Below are 15,860 nucleotides of genomic sequence, written 5' to 3' on the forward strand. Positions count from 1 at the left end.
GATCGACACAGGGTCCGGAACTGACGCTGCCGGCGGCTGCGGGTGAAAACCCGCAGTCCGCCGGTGCCGCCGGATCGAATGCTTCCATGGCGACGAGCACCGCTTCCACCGGTGCCGCAGCCAACCAGGGCGCACTGTCCCCCTGGGCCAGACTTGCCAAACGCAGCCCGCTCGCAGCGCTGATCCTTCAGCGGCTCGGCCTCAGTGTGGCACTTCTCTTTGCCGTTTCGCTGTTGATCTTCGGCGGCGTCGAGGCGCTGCCAGGCGACTTTGCCACGACCTACCTCGGCCAGTCGGCCACGCCACAGGCGGTGGCGAACATCCGCAAGGAACTCGGTCTCGACCAGTCGGCGACGACCCGCTACTTCCAATGGCTCGGCGGCGCCCTCCAGGGCGACTTCGGCACCTCGTGGGCCTCGAAGAAATCCGTCAGCGAGCAGATCGGCAAGCGGCTCGGCAACTCGCTCTTCCTCGCCTTCTTCGCCGCGATCATCTCCATTCCGCTTGCCGTCGGGCTCGGCATGCTGGCGGTGCAATTCCGCGACCGCATGCCCGACAAGATCATCAACGTGGTCTCGCTGGCCGCCATCTCCCTTCCGGAGTTCTTCATCGGCTACCTGCTCATCATGTTCTTCGCCGTGCAGACGGGCATCGCAACCTTCCCGGCGACTGTCTACGACACCATGAGCTTCGGCGAGCGGCTGTCGGCGATCGCGCTTCCCACCGCGACGCTGGTACTGGTCGTTCTCGCCCACATGATGCGCATGACCCGTGCTGCGATCCTCAACGTCATGTCGTCCGCTTACGTCGAAACGGCTGAATTGAAGGGCTTGAGCGGCCTGCGCATCATCGCCAAGCACGCCGCGCCAAACGCGGTGGCCCCCGTCGTCAACGTGATTGCGCTCAACCTCGCCTATCTCGTCGTCGGCGTCGTCGTCGTCGAGGTCGTGTTCGTCTATCCGGGCATGGGCCAGTACATGGTCGATGCGGTGACGGTGCGCGACATGCCGGTGGTGCAGGCCTGCGGCCTGATCTTCGCCGCCCTCTACATCTTCCTCAACATGATGGCCGACATTATCGCTATCATCGCCAATCCGAGATTGAGGCACCCGCGATGAGATTGAAATCCATCCCCTTGAGCGCCTGGATCGGGCTTGTCGGCATCGCGATCGCGCTTTTCTGCGCCCTCTTCGCGCCCTGGATCGCTCCGCATGGCGAAAGCGAAATCGTCGGCGAGGTCTGGCTGCCGATCGGTGGCGAACATCTCCTGGGCACCGACAACCTCGGCCGGGACCTGCTGTCGCGGCTGATCTACGGCGCCCGCACGACCATCTTCGTCGCGCTCGCAGCAACGGTCCTGTCGTTTTCGCTCGGCATGCTGCTGAGCTTTACGGCCGCCGTCACCGGCGGGCTGGTCGACCAGACGTTCTCGCGCTTCAACGACCTGATGATGGCGATCCCGACGCTGATCTTCGCACTCGTGGTCCTTGCCGTGCTGCCGCAGGCGCTATGGATCCTGATCCTCGTCATGGCCGTGCTCGATTCCACCCGCGTCTTCCGCATCGGCCGGGCGGTTGCGCTCGACGTTGCGGTAATGGAGTTCGTCGAAGCGGCAAAGCTGCGCGGCGAAGGCACCGGCTGGATCATCTTCCGCGAGATCCTGCCCAACACGCTGTCGCCGCTTTTGGCTGAGTTCGGCCTGCGCTTCGCCTTCTCGATCCTGTTTCTTTCCACCCTCTCCTTCCTCGGTCTCGGCATCCAGCCGCCGGCCGCCGACTGGGGCGGCATGGTCAAGGACAACAAGGACGGCATCATCTTCGGCATTTCCGCAGCCCTGATCCCGGGCGCTGCGATCGCCTCCCTCACCATCTGTATCAACCTGGTCGTGGACTGGCTGATGAAGCGGACCTCGAGCCTGAAGGGAGGACGCGGCGATGCCTGACCTGCTTTCCGTCCGCAATCTGAAGATCGAAGCGACGAGCTATCCGCCGGGTGAGGCGCCGAAGACCGTCACCCTTGTCGAGGGTGTTTCCTTCGACGTACAGAAAGGCAAGGTGATCGGCCTCATCGGTGAATCCGGTGCGGGCAAGTCCACCATCGGCCTGACGGCGCTGGCCTATGGCCGCGGCGGTGTGCGGATCACCGGCGGCGAGGTGAAGCTGAACGGCCAGGACCTATTGAAGCTTGGTCCCGCCGGCATCCGGCAGGTGCGCGGCGCGAAGGTCTGCTACGTGGCACAGTCCGCGGCGGCCGCCTTCAACCCGGCGCATCGCCTCGGCGACCAGGTCATCGAGGCTACGCTGAGGCACGGCATCATGAGCCGGGCAGACGCGGAGAAGCGCGCGCTCTACCTCTTCAAGGTGCTCGGCCTGCCGAACCCGGAGACGTTCGGCCGGCGCTATCCGCATCAGGTTTCCGGCGGCCAGCTCCAGCGCGCCATGACGGCGATGGCGCTTTGCCCCAATCCCGAACTGATCGTCTTCGACGAGCCGACGACCGCGCTCGACGTCACGACCCAGATCGACGTGCTCGCCGCGATCAAGCATGCGATCGAGGAGACGCGCACGGCGGCCATCTACATCACCCACGACCTGGCCGTCGTTGCCCAGATCACCGACGACATCCTCGTGCTCCGGCACGGCAAGATGGTCGAATACGGCTCGGTCAGGCAGATCATCGAGGCACCGGCGCAGGACTATACCCGCGCGCTCGTCAATGTCCGGGGTGCTGCCCGCGAGGAAGCCAAGGATCAGACCGGTTCCCTGCTGAAGGTCGAGAACGTCACCGCCGGCTATTCGAACGGCTTCAAGGTCCTGCAGGACGTCACGCTGCACCTGCCGAAGGGCCAAACGCTCGCCATCGTCGGTGAAAGCGGCTCGGGCAAGTCGACGCTCGCCCGGGTGATAACCGGGCTGCTTCCGCCGCAGGAGGGAACCGTCAGCTTCGACGGCAAGCTGTTGCCGCGTGCGCTCAAGGGGCGATCGCGCGACGAGCTTCGCCGCATCCAGATGATCTACCAGATGGCGGACACGGCGATGAACCCGCGCCAGACGGTGCGCGACATCGTCGGCCGGCCGCTCAGTTTCTACTACGGCATGCATGGCCAGGCGAAAACGGCACGAGTGAAGGAACTGCTCGACCAGATCGAAATGGGCGAACGCTTTCTCGACCGCTATCCGGCGGAGCTCTCCGGCGGGCAGAAGCAACGCGTGGCCATCGCACGCGCGCTTGCGGCCAAACCCGACCTGATCCTGTGCGATGAACCGACCTCGGCACTCGACCCGCTGGTGGCGGAGGGCATCCTGAAGCTGTTGCTAAGGCTGCAGGAGGAGACGCAGGTCTCCTATATGTTCATCACCCACGACATCGCGATCGTCCGGGCCATCGCAGACTCTGTCGCGGTGATGCACCGCGGCCGCCTCGTCCGCTTCGGCCCGAAGTCGAAGGTGCTGTCGCCACCGTTCGACGACTACACCGACCTGCTGCTGAAATCGGTCCCGGAGATGGAGATCGGCTGGCTGGAGAAGGTGCTGACGACGCGCCGGATGGAGAGCGCCGGAAACTGATCGCAAACTGGATATTGCCGCGGAGGTTACGCCGCGGCAATATTGCGCCTCCACCAGAATAGGGGTTTCCCGTGGCCGCATTGCGTATCCCGACATTCGATGACGTGCGGGCGGCGCAGGCCCGTCTTTCCGGCATGGCGCACCGAACCCCGGTTCTGACGTCGCGAACAGCCGACGCACGAACCGCGGCGACGCTCTTCTTCAAGGCAGAGAACCTGCAGCGCGCCGGTGCCTTCAAGTTCCGCGGCGCCTACAATGCGATCGCCGCCCTTGAAACCGCCGTGCGAAACAATGGCGTCGTCGCCTACTCCTCGGGAAACCATGCACAGGCGATCGCCTATGCCGCCATGCTTCAGGGCGTCCCTTCGACCATCATCATGCCGCGTGACGCCCCGGAGATAAAGGTGGCGGCGACGAAGGGTTATGGCGCGGAAGTCGTCTTCTACGATCGATACAACGAGGACCGCGAGGAGATCGCCGGGCGGCTGGCAAGGGAGCGCGGCGCATCTTTGATTCCGCCATACGACCATCCGGATGTCATCGCCGGACAGGGAACTGCGGCACTCGAACTGATCGAGGAGGCAGGCGAGATCGACATGTTGGTCGTCCCCCTTGGCGGCGGCGGACTTCTGGCCGGGTGCGCGCTAGCGGCGAAGGCGCTCTCCCCCAATTGCGCCATCCTAGGCGTCGAACCGGAGGCCGGCAACGACGGACAGCAATCGCTGAGAAAGGGCGAGGTCGTGCACATCCCCGTGCCGAAGTCGATCGCCGACGGCGCGCTGTCCACCCATGTCGGCTACCACAACTTTCCCATCCTGCAGGACAAGGTGGGCGGCATTCTCACCGTTTCGGATGCGCAGTTGGTCGATACCATGCGCTTCTTCGCCGAGCGCATGAAGATTATCGTCGAGCCGACCGGCTGCCTCGCCGCAGCGGCGGTGCTGCACGGCATCGTGGCGTGTGAAGGCAAACGCGTTGGCATCATCCTGAGCGGCGGCAATGTCGACCTTAAGGTCTTCGCCGCCCTCGCGGCCAGCGAGTAACCGGCCCCCGCCCGACAGCGCAACCTGTTCATCCCAGCTGGCCTTTGTTATCCTCGCAACGTGCAACGGCGCATTGGGTGACACATGACGCATGCAGCCGCACTTCTTGGAACATGGAAAATGATCTCCTGGACGCGGCAATCCGTGGCGACCGGGCAGATCAGCGACGCAATGGGCCCGAACCCGCTGGGCTACCTCGCCTACCATGCCGACGGGAGGATGATGGCGGTGGTGTTTGGCGGAGACCGTCCCTTGAATGGTCCCGTGCCAACGGATGAGGAGAAGGCCGGCCTATTCGACACCATGCTGGCCTACTCGGCTTCCTACACCCTGGAAAATGGTCGTGTCATCCACCACGTCGATGGCGCCTGGAACCCCGCCTGGAAGGGTGCGCTGATCCGACCCTACAGAGTCGAGGGCAACAGGCTGTTTATCAGCGGAGCGCCCGGCAAGGATCCGAGGACCGGCGAAGAGGTGATCTACGATCTGGAATTCGAGAAGGTCTAGGTGCAACGAGAAAGTATCGCCGACGTAGTGGGCCCAGATGAAAGCGATCATTCACGCGGAACAGGCCTGGGAGCAATGGCGCGCAGGAGTGCGGACGCGGAGACATGTTGCTGCCTGCGACGGTGCGACCGCGATTTGTATCTTCGAGCAGTGGATCGATCCTGGCGCGGGCGCCCCAGCCCATTTTCATCCGGCTGAGGAAGCCCTGACAGTGCTCAGCGGCAAGGCAGAATTCTGGCTCGACCAGCATCGCAAAACACTCTCGAAGGACGCCTCGCTGATCGTGCCCGCCTGGGTGAAGCACGGCTTCAAGAACGTCGGGACGACCGTGCTCCATATCCACGCCGTGCTCGCCCTGCCGCATTTCGAGGCGCATTTCGAAGGGATCGACGATCCGGTTCGCCGCTGGGAGATGACATCTGCGTTCCCTGCGTAATCGACCTGCCTCAATACTCCGCCGGCACCGTCAGCACCTCCGCTTCCGGTGTATCGAGAAAGTTCCTCACCGTCGCGGGCAACTGCCGCGATGCGAACGACAGCACGCCGCAGCGCGACAGCATCTGGCGCAGGTCCGGTTCCTGGCCAATATGGCGCCAGATCATCCGCGAGGCATAGGGCAGATTTTCCTTGCGCCAGGAAACACCCATCGTCGTGCCTCGCAGGTAGACCCGCTGGTGCACCTCGAACGGGATCAGGATCGTCTGCGACAGCATCGGCTGACGTCCGACGCTGCGTTCGGCGATGAAGATGCGGTTGCGCCAGAAGGTGGCGAGGCCGACATATTTGGAGAACTGCCAGATTTCATTGGCGGCATCGCGGATGCGCTCAATCGACTTGACGCGGATGGAGCCGCTTTCCTCATAGACCCTGGCGCAGGAACAGACGACCAACCCCGGCCAGGAGGGTGAAATGTGGTAGGTCTGATAGTAGCCGATATGCCGGCGAAGCCCCGCAATATCGCCCGGAAAACCTTCAAGCAGCAGTCCCGCTTCCGAGCGATGCCCGTCCGGCCGCCTCAGGCGAGTCTCAAAGAGCTTTGGAGACAGATCGAAATCCTGAGGCGAAAGGCCGAAGAAGCCAGCGATGCGCGCAGCATTGTGCGCCGAGGGGCGCGCTTCGCCACTGATGTAGCGATTGAACTGCTGCCGGTTGATGCCAATCTCGCGGCAGATCTGCGAGATCGATCGCCGTGTCGCGCAGGCGCTGCGCAAGTTCAGGGTAAAAGTGTCAAAATCCGCCACGGCTCTCTCCGCAATTGCGAAAACAGCGTAAACTAGCGAAAATCAGCGTCAAGTCGCGAAATTGTGTACCGTCTATGACACGCTAGGTTTTCCCTGAAACACCAAATTAAAGGGAACCGACCATGACCGAATTCACGAAACGCCCCGATGGCCTGCTCGTCCCCGCCGGCGTCAATCGCCGCGGCTTTCTGGCCGGAACGGCCGCGCTGGGGCTCGCCGCCGGCCTGGGCACCACGCTTGTCGCCGGTGAAGCCCGAGCCGACGAGCCGAAGCGCGGCGGCCATCTGAAGCTCGGCCTCAAGGGCGGGGCTGCTACCGACGTTCTCGACCCCGCCACCTACAGCGCCTCCGTCCTCTTCGTCATCGGCCGCCTCTGGGGCGACACGCTGGTCGAGACCGATCCGAAGACCGGCTCCCCCCTTCCCTCGATCGCAACCTCCTGGCAGCCATCCGCGGACGCCTCGGTCTGGACGTTCAAGATCCGCAACGACGTCGCCTTCCACGACGGCCAGAAGATGACGATCGCGGACGTCGTCGCCACCTTGAAGCGCCACTCCGACGAGGGCTCGAAGTCGGGCGCACTCGGCCTGATGCAATCGATCAAGTCGATCGAGGACAAGGGTGGTGACCTCGTCCTGACGCTGACGGAAGGCAACGCCGACCTACCGTTGCTGCTGACCGATTACCACCTGGTCATTCAGCCGAATGGCGGCATCGACAACCCCGCTGCAGCCGTCGGCACCGGCCCTTACAAGTTGACCAGTTACGAGGCGGGCGTGCGCGCCACCTTCGAGAAAAACGCCGACGACTGGCGCTCGGATCGCGGTTTCGTGGACAGCGTCGAGATCATCGTCATGAATGACGCGACCGCCCGCATTGCCGCGCTTTCTTCCGGCCAGGTGCACTTCATCAACAACATCGACCCGAAGACCGTTCCGCTCCTGAAGCGCGCGCCCAAGGTCGAGATTCTGCGCAGCGCCGGCAAGGGCTTCTACAGCTTCCTGATGCACTGCAACACGGCGCCGTTCGACAACAACGACCTGCGACTGGCGCTGAAATATGCGATCGACCGTGAGGCGATCCTCGACCGGGTGCTTGGCGGATACGGCACGCTCGGCAACGACTACCCGGTCAACGGCAACTACGCGCTCGCGCCGACCGACATCGAACAGCGCACCTACGATCCGGACAAGGCCGCCTTCCACTTCAAGAAGTCCGGCCACGACCTGCCGATCCTGCTGCGCACCTCCGACGCCGCCTTTGCCGGCGCCGTCGATGCCGCAGTCATCTATCAGGAAAGCGCGAAGAAGGCCGGCATTGAGATCGAGGTCCGTCGTGAGCCGGAAGATGGCTACTGGACCAACGTCTGGAACGTCCAGCCGTTCTGCGCGTCCTACTGGGGCGGCCGCCCGACGCAGGATTCGCGTTATTCGACTTCCTATCTTTCGACCGCCGAGTGGAACGACACCCGCTTCCAGCGGGAGGACTTCGACAAGCTCCTGCTGCAGGCGCGTTCCGAACTGGACGAAACCAAGCGCAAGGAACTCTACCGCACCATGGCGCTGATCGTGCGCGACGAGGGCGGCCTCATCCTGCCGGTGTTCAACGATTATGTGATGGCGGCCAACGCCTCGCTGAAGGGCGTCACCGACGACATCGGCAACGACATGTCGAATGGCTATATTGGCAGCCGCGCTTGGTTCGACGCGTAATGGACGGAATGGATCGGACAAGAACGATGTCGGAACGCACTTTCACCGTTATCGAAAACGAATGGATCACGCTGGCGGACGGAACCCGGCTCGCCGCGCGCATCTGGATGCCGGATGGAGCGGACAACGATCCCGTTCCGGCCGTCTTCGAATTTCTGCCCTATCGCAAGCGTGACGGAACCTGCGTGCGCGACGAATCCACCTATCCGGTCTTTGCGGCCGCCGGCATCGCCGGCGTCCGCGTCGACATTCGCGGTTCGGGTGAATCCGACGGTGTCATCGACGGCGAATACACCCCGCTTGAGCTCGCCAACGCCTGCGAACTGATCGCCTGGATCGCTGCGCAGCCCTGGTCGAACGGCAGTGTCGGCATGATGGGGATCTCCTGGGGCGGCTTCAACTGCCTCCAGGTCGCCGCCCTCAAGCCGCCGGCTCTCAAGGCGGTCATCTCGATCGCCTCGACCGTCGACCGCTACAACGACGACATCCACTACAAGAACGGCACGCACCTCTCCGCCCAACTGTCCTGGGCGGCGACGATGCTCGCCTACCAGTCGCGCTCTCCCGATCCGGAGGTCGTCGGCGACCGCTGGAAGGAGATGTGGATGGAGCGGCTGGAGAACGAGCCGTTCTTCATGGAAGAGTGGCTGCAGCATCAGCGCCGCGATGCGTTCTGGAAGCACGGCTCGATCTGCGAGGATTTCGGACGCGTCCAGGTGCCTGCGCTCGTCATCGCCGGCTGGGCGGACGGCTATCGCAACACACCGTTGAAGGCGGTGGAGGGCATCGGCCCGAGCGCCAAGGCCCTGATCGGCCCGTGGGTCCACAAGTATCCACACTTCGCTTGGCCCAAACCGCGAATGGACTTCCTCGCGGAAGCAATCGCCTGGTGGAACCGGTGGCTGCGCGACGAGCAGAACGGTGCGGAAAATTGGCCACAGGTCCGAGCCTACATTCAGGACGGGCCGAAGCCGTCACTGCGGCGCGAATTCGATCCCGGCACCTGGGTCGCGAAGTCGGACTGGACCACCCCGGAGATGGATTGCTTCTATGTCGAGCAATTCGGAACGTTGGCGCCCGGCATGCCGATCGCTGGCGCCAAAAACCACGATCACTATCTGCGCTCCCCGCTCGACACCGGCACCATGGCCGGCGAATGGTTCACGCTGAAGCCGGACGCGGAGATGGCGCTCGACCAGCGCATCGATGACGCCGGCTCGCTGGTGCTGGAAACGCCGCCGCTTGCCGAGGCGCGCGAATACCTCGGCCAGCCGGTGCTGGACCTGGAACTCTCCTGCGACGCGGATCTCGCCAATCTCTGCGCCCGTATCGTCGACGTTCACCCCGACGGCACGGCGACCCGCGTCACCTTCGGCGTGCTGAATCTCGCCCATCGCGGCGGCAATGCCGATCCGAAGCCGATGCGCAAGGGCGAGAAGACGGAAGTCCGCCTCGTTCTCGACGCGATGGGCTATCGTTTCCCCGCCGGCCATCGCATCCGGCTGTCGCTGTCGACCTCGTACTGGCCGATGGTGCTACCGCCGCCGACCGATCCAGGCCTCACGCTCGACCTCGCCTCGCTGGGCCTCGCCTTGCCGAAGCTCGGTGCGCACGAGGCGGTGACCTTGCCGGAACCGGCCAACCCTGATCCGTTGCCGAACTATCCGGAACTGTCCCCGCCAGAGAGCGCCCGCGGCGTCGAACGTGATCTGACGAATGGCCTGACGGAGTATACGATCTACGAGGACACAGGCCTGCACGAGCACCCCGACACCGGCCTCGCGACGCGGCAAGTTCGCGATGAACTCTGGTCGATCGTCGAAGGCGACCCGCTGTCGGCAACTGGAACCGCCACGTGGATCTGCGACATGCAGCGTCCGAACTGGTTCGTCCGCACCATCTCGTCCGCCACGATCGCCTGCACCGCGACCGACTGGTTGATCTCTGCCAGCGTGCGCGCCTTCGAGGGCGAGACCCAGGTGTTCGAGAAGTCGTTCGAGAAAGCCGTCCCGCGGGACCTGATGTAGCCTTGGCGGCGGGCAGGCACGCGGTTGCGGATCGCACCGCGTGCCTGTATGCCGACCTCATTCCACTGCTTCACATTTGCAGTGTCCGCGACCACGAAATAGTGTTCGTCCGACCCATCACAGGTCGTCGCCGTGCCCCCGGATCGCCACTTTTCAGTTTCACCCTGCGCCTCAAATCGTTGGCCGGGAACGTGATGTCCGGCCGATCGATAGGAACTCACGGAAGCTGGCTGCGTGTCGACACCGGGGGACCTCCCTTCTCCCGGCGCAGGCGCGTTGCGCCTTAACTTCCTGACGCTGACTTCTGACCGGCACCCGCTCTCGGAACATCCGGCCGATCCTCGGGAGAACGCAATGACGATCCGTGCTGCTCCACCGGCAGAATTCCTTGTCATCGAACGACGCTTCGATGCACGCCCCGCCGTGGTGTTCCCGCTCTGGGCAGCGCCCGACCGCCTGGCCCAGTGGTGGGGGCCGCGCGATTTCACACCTCACGCGATCGAAATGGACTTTCGCCCCGGCGGAAAGTGGCGCGCGGTTGTCCGCTCGACGCTGGGCGACGACGTTGCCATGTTCGGCGTCTACCGCGAGATCGTTGAAGACAAACGCATCGTCTTCACCTTCACCGCAGAGGGTGGGGGCGAGACGTTGGTGACCGTCACTCTTGTAGACGTCAACGGCACCACCCGCCTTGACCTTCATCAGGCTCCCTTCGCCCACCAATCCGAAGTCGAGACGCACCAGCAAAGCTGGAACGAGTGGCTCGACAGGCTCGAATCCTACCTGCTTCGACACCACTGGAACAATCGTTGATCGGATGCCCCGTATTAATTGCGGAACGCAAACGCTGCGGATCTGTGCGTAGCGCTGGGTGACAGCGTCCGCTATTCCTGGGTCCCGTCCCGCGACAGCGCCTTCAGCGCAGCGAGCGCGCGTTCTGCATCGCTCGCCGGGACGAAGACGTGGTCGTGGTGGAAGGCCGCAACCACGTTGGCGCTGATCCCCTCCCGCGTCAGTGCCGTCGCGACCGCCGCCGTCAGCCCGACGGCCTCCAGCGAGGAATGCACGGTGAGAGTGATCATGCGCATCGGCGCGCTGGCGGAAAACCCGTTCTCCGCAGCGACCCTCGCGGGCACGATCATGCTCAGACCCTCCTCCTCACGAAACGTGGCAAGCGGCTGGAGACGATGGCAGCGCTCCGCCTGCGCGAGCGGAACAACGCAATAGACATACGTCCCCTCTCGCAGTTCGGGCTGCATTTCCGCCAGCAAACGCTCGATATCGGTGATGCCGCTCATGCGCCTTGCCTAGGGGCGGTCAGCGTTCGGTTCGGCCGTGTCATCGCCATGCATGCTCCCGAGATTCCGTTGCGCGGTACGACCACTTAGGTCGACCGCTGGCCACGAACCTCATTATATGTCGGAAGGACGTGCAGAATCCCATTGCCTTTTTCACGCGCGAGAAACGAAAGCAGCCTCCCCTGCAACCACCAGACGATTACGCCGAGGCCGACGCCGCCGGCAATCGCAACGAGCGAAAAGAGCCCTGGCGGAAGAACGGTGCCCAGCGGCGCCATGACGAGTTCCGGCACGAACCGGTGGAGAATGTAGATGTGGAAGCTTGCCGCCGATAGCGGCAGCACGATCGCCTTCAGCCGAAGCGGCAGCCGGACCCGCGGGCAAAACAGCAGGCCGGACAGGACGGCGATCTGCATCAGGTACTTCACCCTGGTGCCGATCCATACGCTCTCGTAGAAGGCAAAGGTGGTGAAAACGGCGACACCGATCGCCATCAGCAGGAGCTTTCGCCTCGTCGTGCTGGCGAAGGCGGCCGACCAGCCGAACGCCGTCAGGTAGAAGATCCATGGCAGCGTGAATATCTGGCGGTTGCCCATGTCGAGCAGCGGCGGGATGGCGATTCTCGCGCAAAGCGCCAGGGCTAGGAACGACAGGCCTGCAACGAATGGATCCGTCGCCGCGAAACGGCGCACGGCGGGCAGGCAGAATAGACCGGCTATCACCAGCAACATCTGGCAATAGGCTTCAATGAACCAGTAGAGATAAGGCACCATGCTGTGCCTTTCCGGCGCCGCAAAACCGAAATTGCCGACCAGCAGGACCGAGGCCCAGGGCACTTCCCCCCAGACGGCGGCGTAGACGGCAACAATCAGATAGTAGGGCACCAGCACTTGCAGCGCCGGCCGCAAGACGCGCTTGACATCGCCCGCCATCAGCGCACCGGACTGGAAGCGCGCAAGTCCGAAGCCTATCAGGACGATCATTGCTGCCGACCCGCCCGGTATCGGCCAGAGCGTCTGGTGATGGATAACGACCAGCAGAATGGCGAGCGCCCGGATCAGCAGATCGGCACCGATCGCCGGCTTCTTGTCCGCGACTGGCTTCAGATCGGATAGTTGGGTCACGGTCATCGTTTCCCACCTCACAGGCGGTTCGCCGAGGATCTTCTCCAACGCAAGCGAGAGTTGCACGAAGCGCAGCGAGTCCCCACCAAGCGTGACAAAGCTGTCCCGCATACCGGCCTTCTTCGGATAAAACACCTGGTCGAACGCTTCGCGGATGCCCGCCGCCTGCTTTGGTTGCCGATGTTCCGCCTTGTGGCGCGCCTGCAGAGCGGCATAGTCGATCTTGCCCGAAGGCAGCCGCGGCAAGAATTCGATCCGCTTTGATCCGACCTGCAGGAGCGTCAGGCCAGCGGCCGCTGCGAGGGCCTTGTTGACCTCGCCCTCTTCCTGCGCTCCGCAAAAGAAGGCGTGCAGCGCTTCGTCATCGCCCACGACCACCGCGCGGATGCCAAGCCGTTCCAATGCCTCTTCCAGCACGTCATGACCGATGCGCCGGCCGGCCACCTTGGAAATCCGCTTGGTCCTGCCGAGGATGCGGAACAAGCCCTGCTCGTCGATCGCTGCGAGGTCTCCAGTTCTGAGCGCTACGGTCGCAGGCTCTCCGGCCAGATCCGCCTGTCCGGCGGCATACCCCATCATGACGTTCGGGCCGCGATAGACCAACTCGCCCACCCGTCCGGGCTGGCGTATCTCTTCGCCTTCGGCGTTCTCGAGCGAGAGTGAGCCGTTTGGCACCGCGACACCGATACAATCCTCGTTTCCTTCGAGCCGCGCCGGTGGAACATAGGCGATGCGCGCCGTCGCCTCGGTCTGTCCGTACATGACGAAGAAGGCACCGTCGTGTGCGCGCATATGCCGGTTGTAAAGGCGGACGGTATCCGGCGGCAGGCGTCCGCCTGCGACGGTCATGAAGCGCAGCCTGGGGAAGCTGCGCTCTCGAAAGCCGACGCTTTCCAACAGTTCATAGGAATAGGGCACGCCGGAAAAATTCGTGCATTCCTGCGCGGCAAGCCCGTCGAGGAACCCCTCGCCCAGAATCGAGCCCTGGGGAAAATAGAGGCTGGCGCCAACAGCAAGGTGCGAGTGCAACACCGACAGGCCGTAAGAATAGTGCAGCGGCAGGACGAGGCAGGCACGATCGGTGCTGGCAAGGCCGAGATACTGCGCGATCGACGCCGCATTGGCATCGATGTTGGCTCGTGACAGCCGCACCGCCTTCGCGCTGCCCGTGCTGCCCGAAGTCAGAAGAAGCAATGCAAGATCCGGATGCAGTTCGCTGCGGGCATTGCGTGGCTGTGGCAAAGCCTCGACCACCATCCAGCGCTCGCCGACCCTGCGGCAGCAAAGGTCGGGTTCGAACGCCAGGTCGAACTCTTCGCTGCGGCTGCAGGTTGCCGGCGGAAGCATTGCAACGGCATGCCCCATCTCGAGGGTGGCGAGATAGGAGACGATGCAGTGCTCGGAGTGCTCGGCCTCGATCGAAATCAGCTTCTTGTCCGCACCGAACTGCTGCATCCGACGCGTGATTGCATCCGCCAGTTCGGCATAGGTGATCGCGGTCCGCCCCGGGAAGATGAGCGCTGGCGCGGCACCGCGCGCGGCAAAGGCCGGAACGAACTTTTGAGACATCGGCTGCAGCTTGGAAAGATATGGAAACGGCTGTCGCTCCTATGCATATCATGACATCAATAATCAAGATTATTCTCATGCGGCCAGCCGTCGCGGTGTGATTGCCAAGGCGGCTTGCTTCGCCCCTTGCGTGCGTATTAACTGCCACCCATGGCCTTTACACTCAGACAGTTGCAGTACTTCGTCGCAGTCGCCGAACAGGGCTCCGTCACACGGGCGGCGCAGATCCTCTCGATCTCGCAATCCTCGATCACCGAGGCGATGAAGGAACTGGAGAATGATCTGGGGGTGGAACTGTTCGAGAGGCATCCGCGCGGCCTGACGACGACGCACAATGGCCACCAGTTCCTGCGCCATGCGACGAAGATCCTTGCCGGTGTCTCGGACGCCCGCCGCTCCTTTTCCGACAACCGGACCACGGAACGGAGCCAGCTCAACCTGGGTGTCACATCTCTTGTCGCCGGCTATGTGCTTTCCGACCTGCTGGCGCGCTATCGCCGCGCCTTTCCCGGCGTCGAGGTCAGCGCCATCGAGGACAACGGTTCCTATCTCGAGCACCTCCTGATCGGCGGCGAACTGGACGTCGCGGTGATGGTCATCTCCAACCTGCGCGACCGCATGGCGCTGCAGGCCGAGATCATCGAGACCTCCCCCTACCGGCTGTGGCTGCCGCTCGGCCATCCGCTGGTCTCGGCCGAGATCATTTCAGTCAGTGACATCGCCAAGGAACCGCTGATCATGCTGACCGTGGATGAAATCGAGGAAAACACCGGCAAGCTGCTGTCCGCCCTCGGTGCGCGCCCCCACGTCGCCTTCCGCACCCGCTCGGTCGAGGCGGTGCGCAGTCTCGTCGCCACCGGGGCAGGCATCGCCCTGCTGCCCGACCTCGTCTACCGCCCCTGGTCGCTGGAAGGCGACCGCATCGAGAGCCGCGACGTCTCCGGCGCCCTGCCGGTGGTGCAGGTCGGCATGGTCTGGCGCAAAGGCTCCAGCCTGCCGCAATCGGCCCGCGATTTCGTCGGCGTCGCGGAGGCACTGCGAAGCGGACGCGGACGGTAGGGGTGATGTGGAAGCAGATCCGCACGAGCAAGCCAGCTCGATCGCTCAGCCATCAGCGCCATGCGATAGTGCCGCAAAATGTTCGATAAAGGCTTCCGATGTGCCGGTCAGCAGGGCTTGATGAGATTGAAGGGTAGCATCATCCCAAGACCACCACTGCACCCGGAGCAAAAGGGCAATCTCTTCCGGAGAAAAGCGATACTTGACGACCTGGGCAGGATTGCCGACGGCAATACCGTACGGGGGCACGTCCTTGGCCACGACGGCCCCGGCCCCGATAACCGCGCCATGACCGATCGTCACGCCGGACAGTATTAGCGCATTGCGGCCGATCCATACGTCGTGACCGACCGTAATCGGTCCCTTGGTTGTCACATTGCTTTCCGTTGAGCCGAACAACCGTCTCGCAAGAGGAAATGACGAGATCCGGCTCAAGTCGTGGTCCGCCATCTGCACAAACACGACGTGCTCGGCAACGGAACAAAAGTTGCCGATATGCACCTGGCACTCGAAGCTCGATCCATGGAAATGCGCGGGGGTTAAGCCGTAGGTATGTCGGCCGATCGTAACCCCTTGTGGAAGAGCGGCGGGTTTCTTTCTCAGGCCCAGCCGTGTTCTCAGTTTGCGAAAGGGTGCCATCGCTATGGTCCCGTCGGCGGATTGAAGCCCGAGCCGAGGGCAAAGAGTACACTAAAATTGAGCGAGAAACCTTGA

The 15,860-nt window shown here is 63.4% G+C and carries 14 protein-coding genes; 10 read left to right on the forward strand and 4 right to left on the reverse strand.

Annotated features, from left to right (window positions below; translation table 11 throughout):
- Positions 1 to 86 precede the first annotated feature (86 nt).
- The 6 genes from AC1DDS_RS14810 to AC1DDS_RS14835 all read left to right on the forward strand — a co-directional run bounded on the left by AC1DDS_RS14810 (position 87) and on the right by AC1DDS_RS14835 (position 5,552).
- Positions 87 to 1,118, forward strand: a complete 1,032-nt coding sequence (locus tag AC1DDS_RS14810; protein WP_477479672.1) for an ABC transporter permease — start codon at positions 87 to 89, stop codon at positions 1,116 to 1,118.
- Positions 1,115 to 1,942, forward strand: a complete 828-nt coding sequence (locus tag AC1DDS_RS14815) for an ABC transporter permease (RefSeq protein WP_310416474.1) — start codon at positions 1,115 to 1,117, stop codon at positions 1,940 to 1,942. Before AC1DDS_RS14810 ends, AC1DDS_RS14815 begins: the two co-directional genes overlap by 4 nt.
- Complete coding sequence (locus tag AC1DDS_RS14820) at positions 1,935 to 3,566, forward strand: ABC transporter ATP-binding protein (protein ID WP_477479589.1); 1,632 nt, start codon at positions 1,935 to 1,937, stop codon at positions 3,564 to 3,566. The genes AC1DDS_RS14815 and AC1DDS_RS14820 overlap by 8 nt, the downstream gene beginning before the upstream one ends.
- Before the next feature lie 71 nt (positions 3,567 to 3,637).
- Positions 3,638 to 4,609, forward strand: coding sequence for a threo-3-hydroxy-L-aspartate ammonia-lyase (locus AC1DDS_RS14825; RefSeq protein ID WP_477479590.1), 972 nt, complete (start codon positions 3,638 to 3,640; stop codon positions 4,607 to 4,609).
- Positions 4,610 to 4,729: 120 nt separating this feature from the next.
- The gene (locus tag AC1DDS_RS14830; RefSeq protein ID WP_477479591.1) at positions 4,730 to 5,116 is read left to right on the forward strand and encodes a lipocalin-like domain-containing protein; all 387 of its coding nucleotides are present in this window, start codon (positions 4,730 to 4,732) and stop codon (positions 5,114 to 5,116) included.
- Between the two features lie 37 nt (positions 5,117 to 5,153).
- Positions 5,154 to 5,552 (forward strand): cupin domain-containing protein, encoded by a 399-nt coding sequence (locus AC1DDS_RS14835; protein WP_477479592.1) that lies wholly within the window; start codon positions 5,154 to 5,156, stop codon positions 5,550 to 5,552.
- Between the two features lie 10 nt (positions 5,553 to 5,562).
- Here the strand turns inward: AC1DDS_RS14835 and AC1DDS_RS14840 are convergent, their stop codons facing one another.
- Entirely contained in the window at positions 5,563 to 6,357 is a 795-nt protein-coding gene (locus AC1DDS_RS14840) for a helix-turn-helix domain-containing protein (RefSeq protein WP_477479593.1), read from the reverse strand.
- A 122-nt stretch (positions 6,358 to 6,479) separates the two neighbouring features.
- On the opposite strand from AC1DDS_RS14840, the gene AC1DDS_RS14845 reads away from it, so the two are divergent.
- The 3 genes from AC1DDS_RS14845 (at position 6,480) to AC1DDS_RS14855 (ending at position 10,909) form a co-directional block, all read left to right on the forward strand.
- Positions 6,480 to 8,069: an ABC transporter substrate-binding protein gene (locus tag AC1DDS_RS14845; RefSeq protein ID WP_477479594.1), complete on the forward strand. Its 1,590-nt coding sequence runs from the start codon at positions 6,480 to 6,482 to the stop codon at positions 8,067 to 8,069.
- 26 nt (positions 8,070 to 8,095) lie between these two features.
- Complete coding sequence (locus AC1DDS_RS14850; protein ID WP_477479595.1) at positions 8,096 to 10,096, forward strand: CocE/NonD family hydrolase; 2,001 nt, start codon at positions 8,096 to 8,098, stop codon at positions 10,094 to 10,096.
- A gap of 354 nt (positions 10,097 to 10,450) precedes the next feature.
- Entirely contained in the window at positions 10,451 to 10,909 is a 459-nt protein-coding gene (locus tag AC1DDS_RS14855; protein ID WP_477479596.1) for an SRPBCC family protein, read from the forward strand.
- 71 nt (positions 10,910 to 10,980) lie between these two features.
- Here AC1DDS_RS14855 and AC1DDS_RS14860 read toward each other — a convergent pair whose 3' ends face one another.
- Both AC1DDS_RS14860 and AC1DDS_RS14865 read right to left on the reverse strand, forming a co-directional pair.
- The gene (locus AC1DDS_RS14860) at positions 10,981 to 11,394 is read right to left on the reverse strand and encodes an ACT domain-containing protein (protein WP_477479597.1); all 414 of its coding nucleotides are present in this window, start codon (positions 11,392 to 11,394) and stop codon (positions 10,981 to 10,983) included.
- An 86-nt stretch (positions 11,395 to 11,480) separates the two neighbouring features.
- On the reverse strand, positions 11,481 to 14,087 hold the full coding sequence (locus AC1DDS_RS14865) for an AMP-binding protein (protein WP_477479598.1): 2,607 nt from the start codon (positions 14,085 to 14,087) through the stop codon (positions 11,481 to 11,483).
- A gap of 150 nt (positions 14,088 to 14,237) precedes the next feature.
- Here AC1DDS_RS14865 and AC1DDS_RS14870 point away from each other — a divergent pair, with 150 nt between their 5' ends.
- Positions 14,238 to 15,146 (forward strand): LysR family transcriptional regulator, encoded by a 909-nt coding sequence (locus AC1DDS_RS14870; RefSeq protein ID WP_310416502.1) that lies wholly within the window; start codon positions 14,238 to 14,240, stop codon positions 15,144 to 15,146.
- 45 nt (positions 15,147 to 15,191) lie between these two features.
- Here the strand turns inward: AC1DDS_RS14870 and AC1DDS_RS14875 are convergent, their stop codons facing one another.
- Complete coding sequence (locus AC1DDS_RS14875; RefSeq protein ID WP_477479599.1) at positions 15,192 to 15,785, reverse strand: CatB-related O-acetyltransferase; 594 nt, start codon at positions 15,783 to 15,785, stop codon at positions 15,192 to 15,194.
- Between the last annotated feature and the right edge of the window lie 75 nt (positions 15,786 to 15,860).

The organism is Mycoplana sp. 10N416 (genome assembly GCF_056394765.1).

Coding starts and splice junctions, on each gene's coding strand:
- AC1DDS_RS14810 (WP_477479672.1), top strand. CDS start 87: ATGGCGACGAGCACCGCTTCCACCGGTGCCGCAGCCAACCAGGGCGCA.
- AC1DDS_RS14815 (WP_310416474.1), top strand. CDS start 1,115: ATGAGATTGAAATCCATCCCCTTGAGCGCCTGGATCGGGCTTGTCGGC.
- AC1DDS_RS14820 (WP_477479589.1), top strand. CDS start 1,935: ATGCCTGACCTGCTTTCCGTCCGCAATCTGAAGATCGAAGCGACGAGC.
- AC1DDS_RS14830 (WP_477479591.1), top strand. CDS start 4,730: ATGATCTCCTGGACGCGGCAATCCGTGGCGACCGGGCAGATCAGCGAC.
- AC1DDS_RS14835 (WP_477479592.1), top strand. CDS start 5,154: ATGAAAGCGATCATTCACGCGGAACAGGCCTGGGAGCAATGGCGCGCA.
- AC1DDS_RS14845 (WP_477479594.1), top strand. CDS start 6,480: ATGACCGAATTCACGAAACGCCCCGATGGCCTGCTCGTCCCCGCCGGC.
- AC1DDS_RS14850 (WP_477479595.1), top strand. CDS start 8,096: ATGTCGGAACGCACTTTCACCGTTATCGAAAACGAATGGATCACGCTG.
- AC1DDS_RS14855 (WP_477479596.1), top strand. CDS start 10,451: ATGACGATCCGTGCTGCTCCACCGGCAGAATTCCTTGTCATCGAACGA.
- AC1DDS_RS14860 (WP_477479597.1), bottom strand. CDS start 11,394: ATGAGCGGCATCACCGATATCGAGCGTTTGCTGGCGGAAATGCAGCCC.
- AC1DDS_RS14865 (WP_477479598.1), bottom strand. CDS start 14,087: ATGTCTCAAAAGTTCGTTCCGGCCTTTGCCGCGCGCGGTGCCGCGCCA.
- AC1DDS_RS14870 (WP_310416502.1), top strand. CDS start 14,238: ATGGCCTTTACACTCAGACAGTTGCAGTACTTCGTCGCAGTCGCCGAA.
- AC1DDS_RS14875 (WP_477479599.1), bottom strand. CDS start 15,785: ATGGCACCCTTTCGCAAACTGAGAACACGGCTGGGCCTGAGAAAGAAA.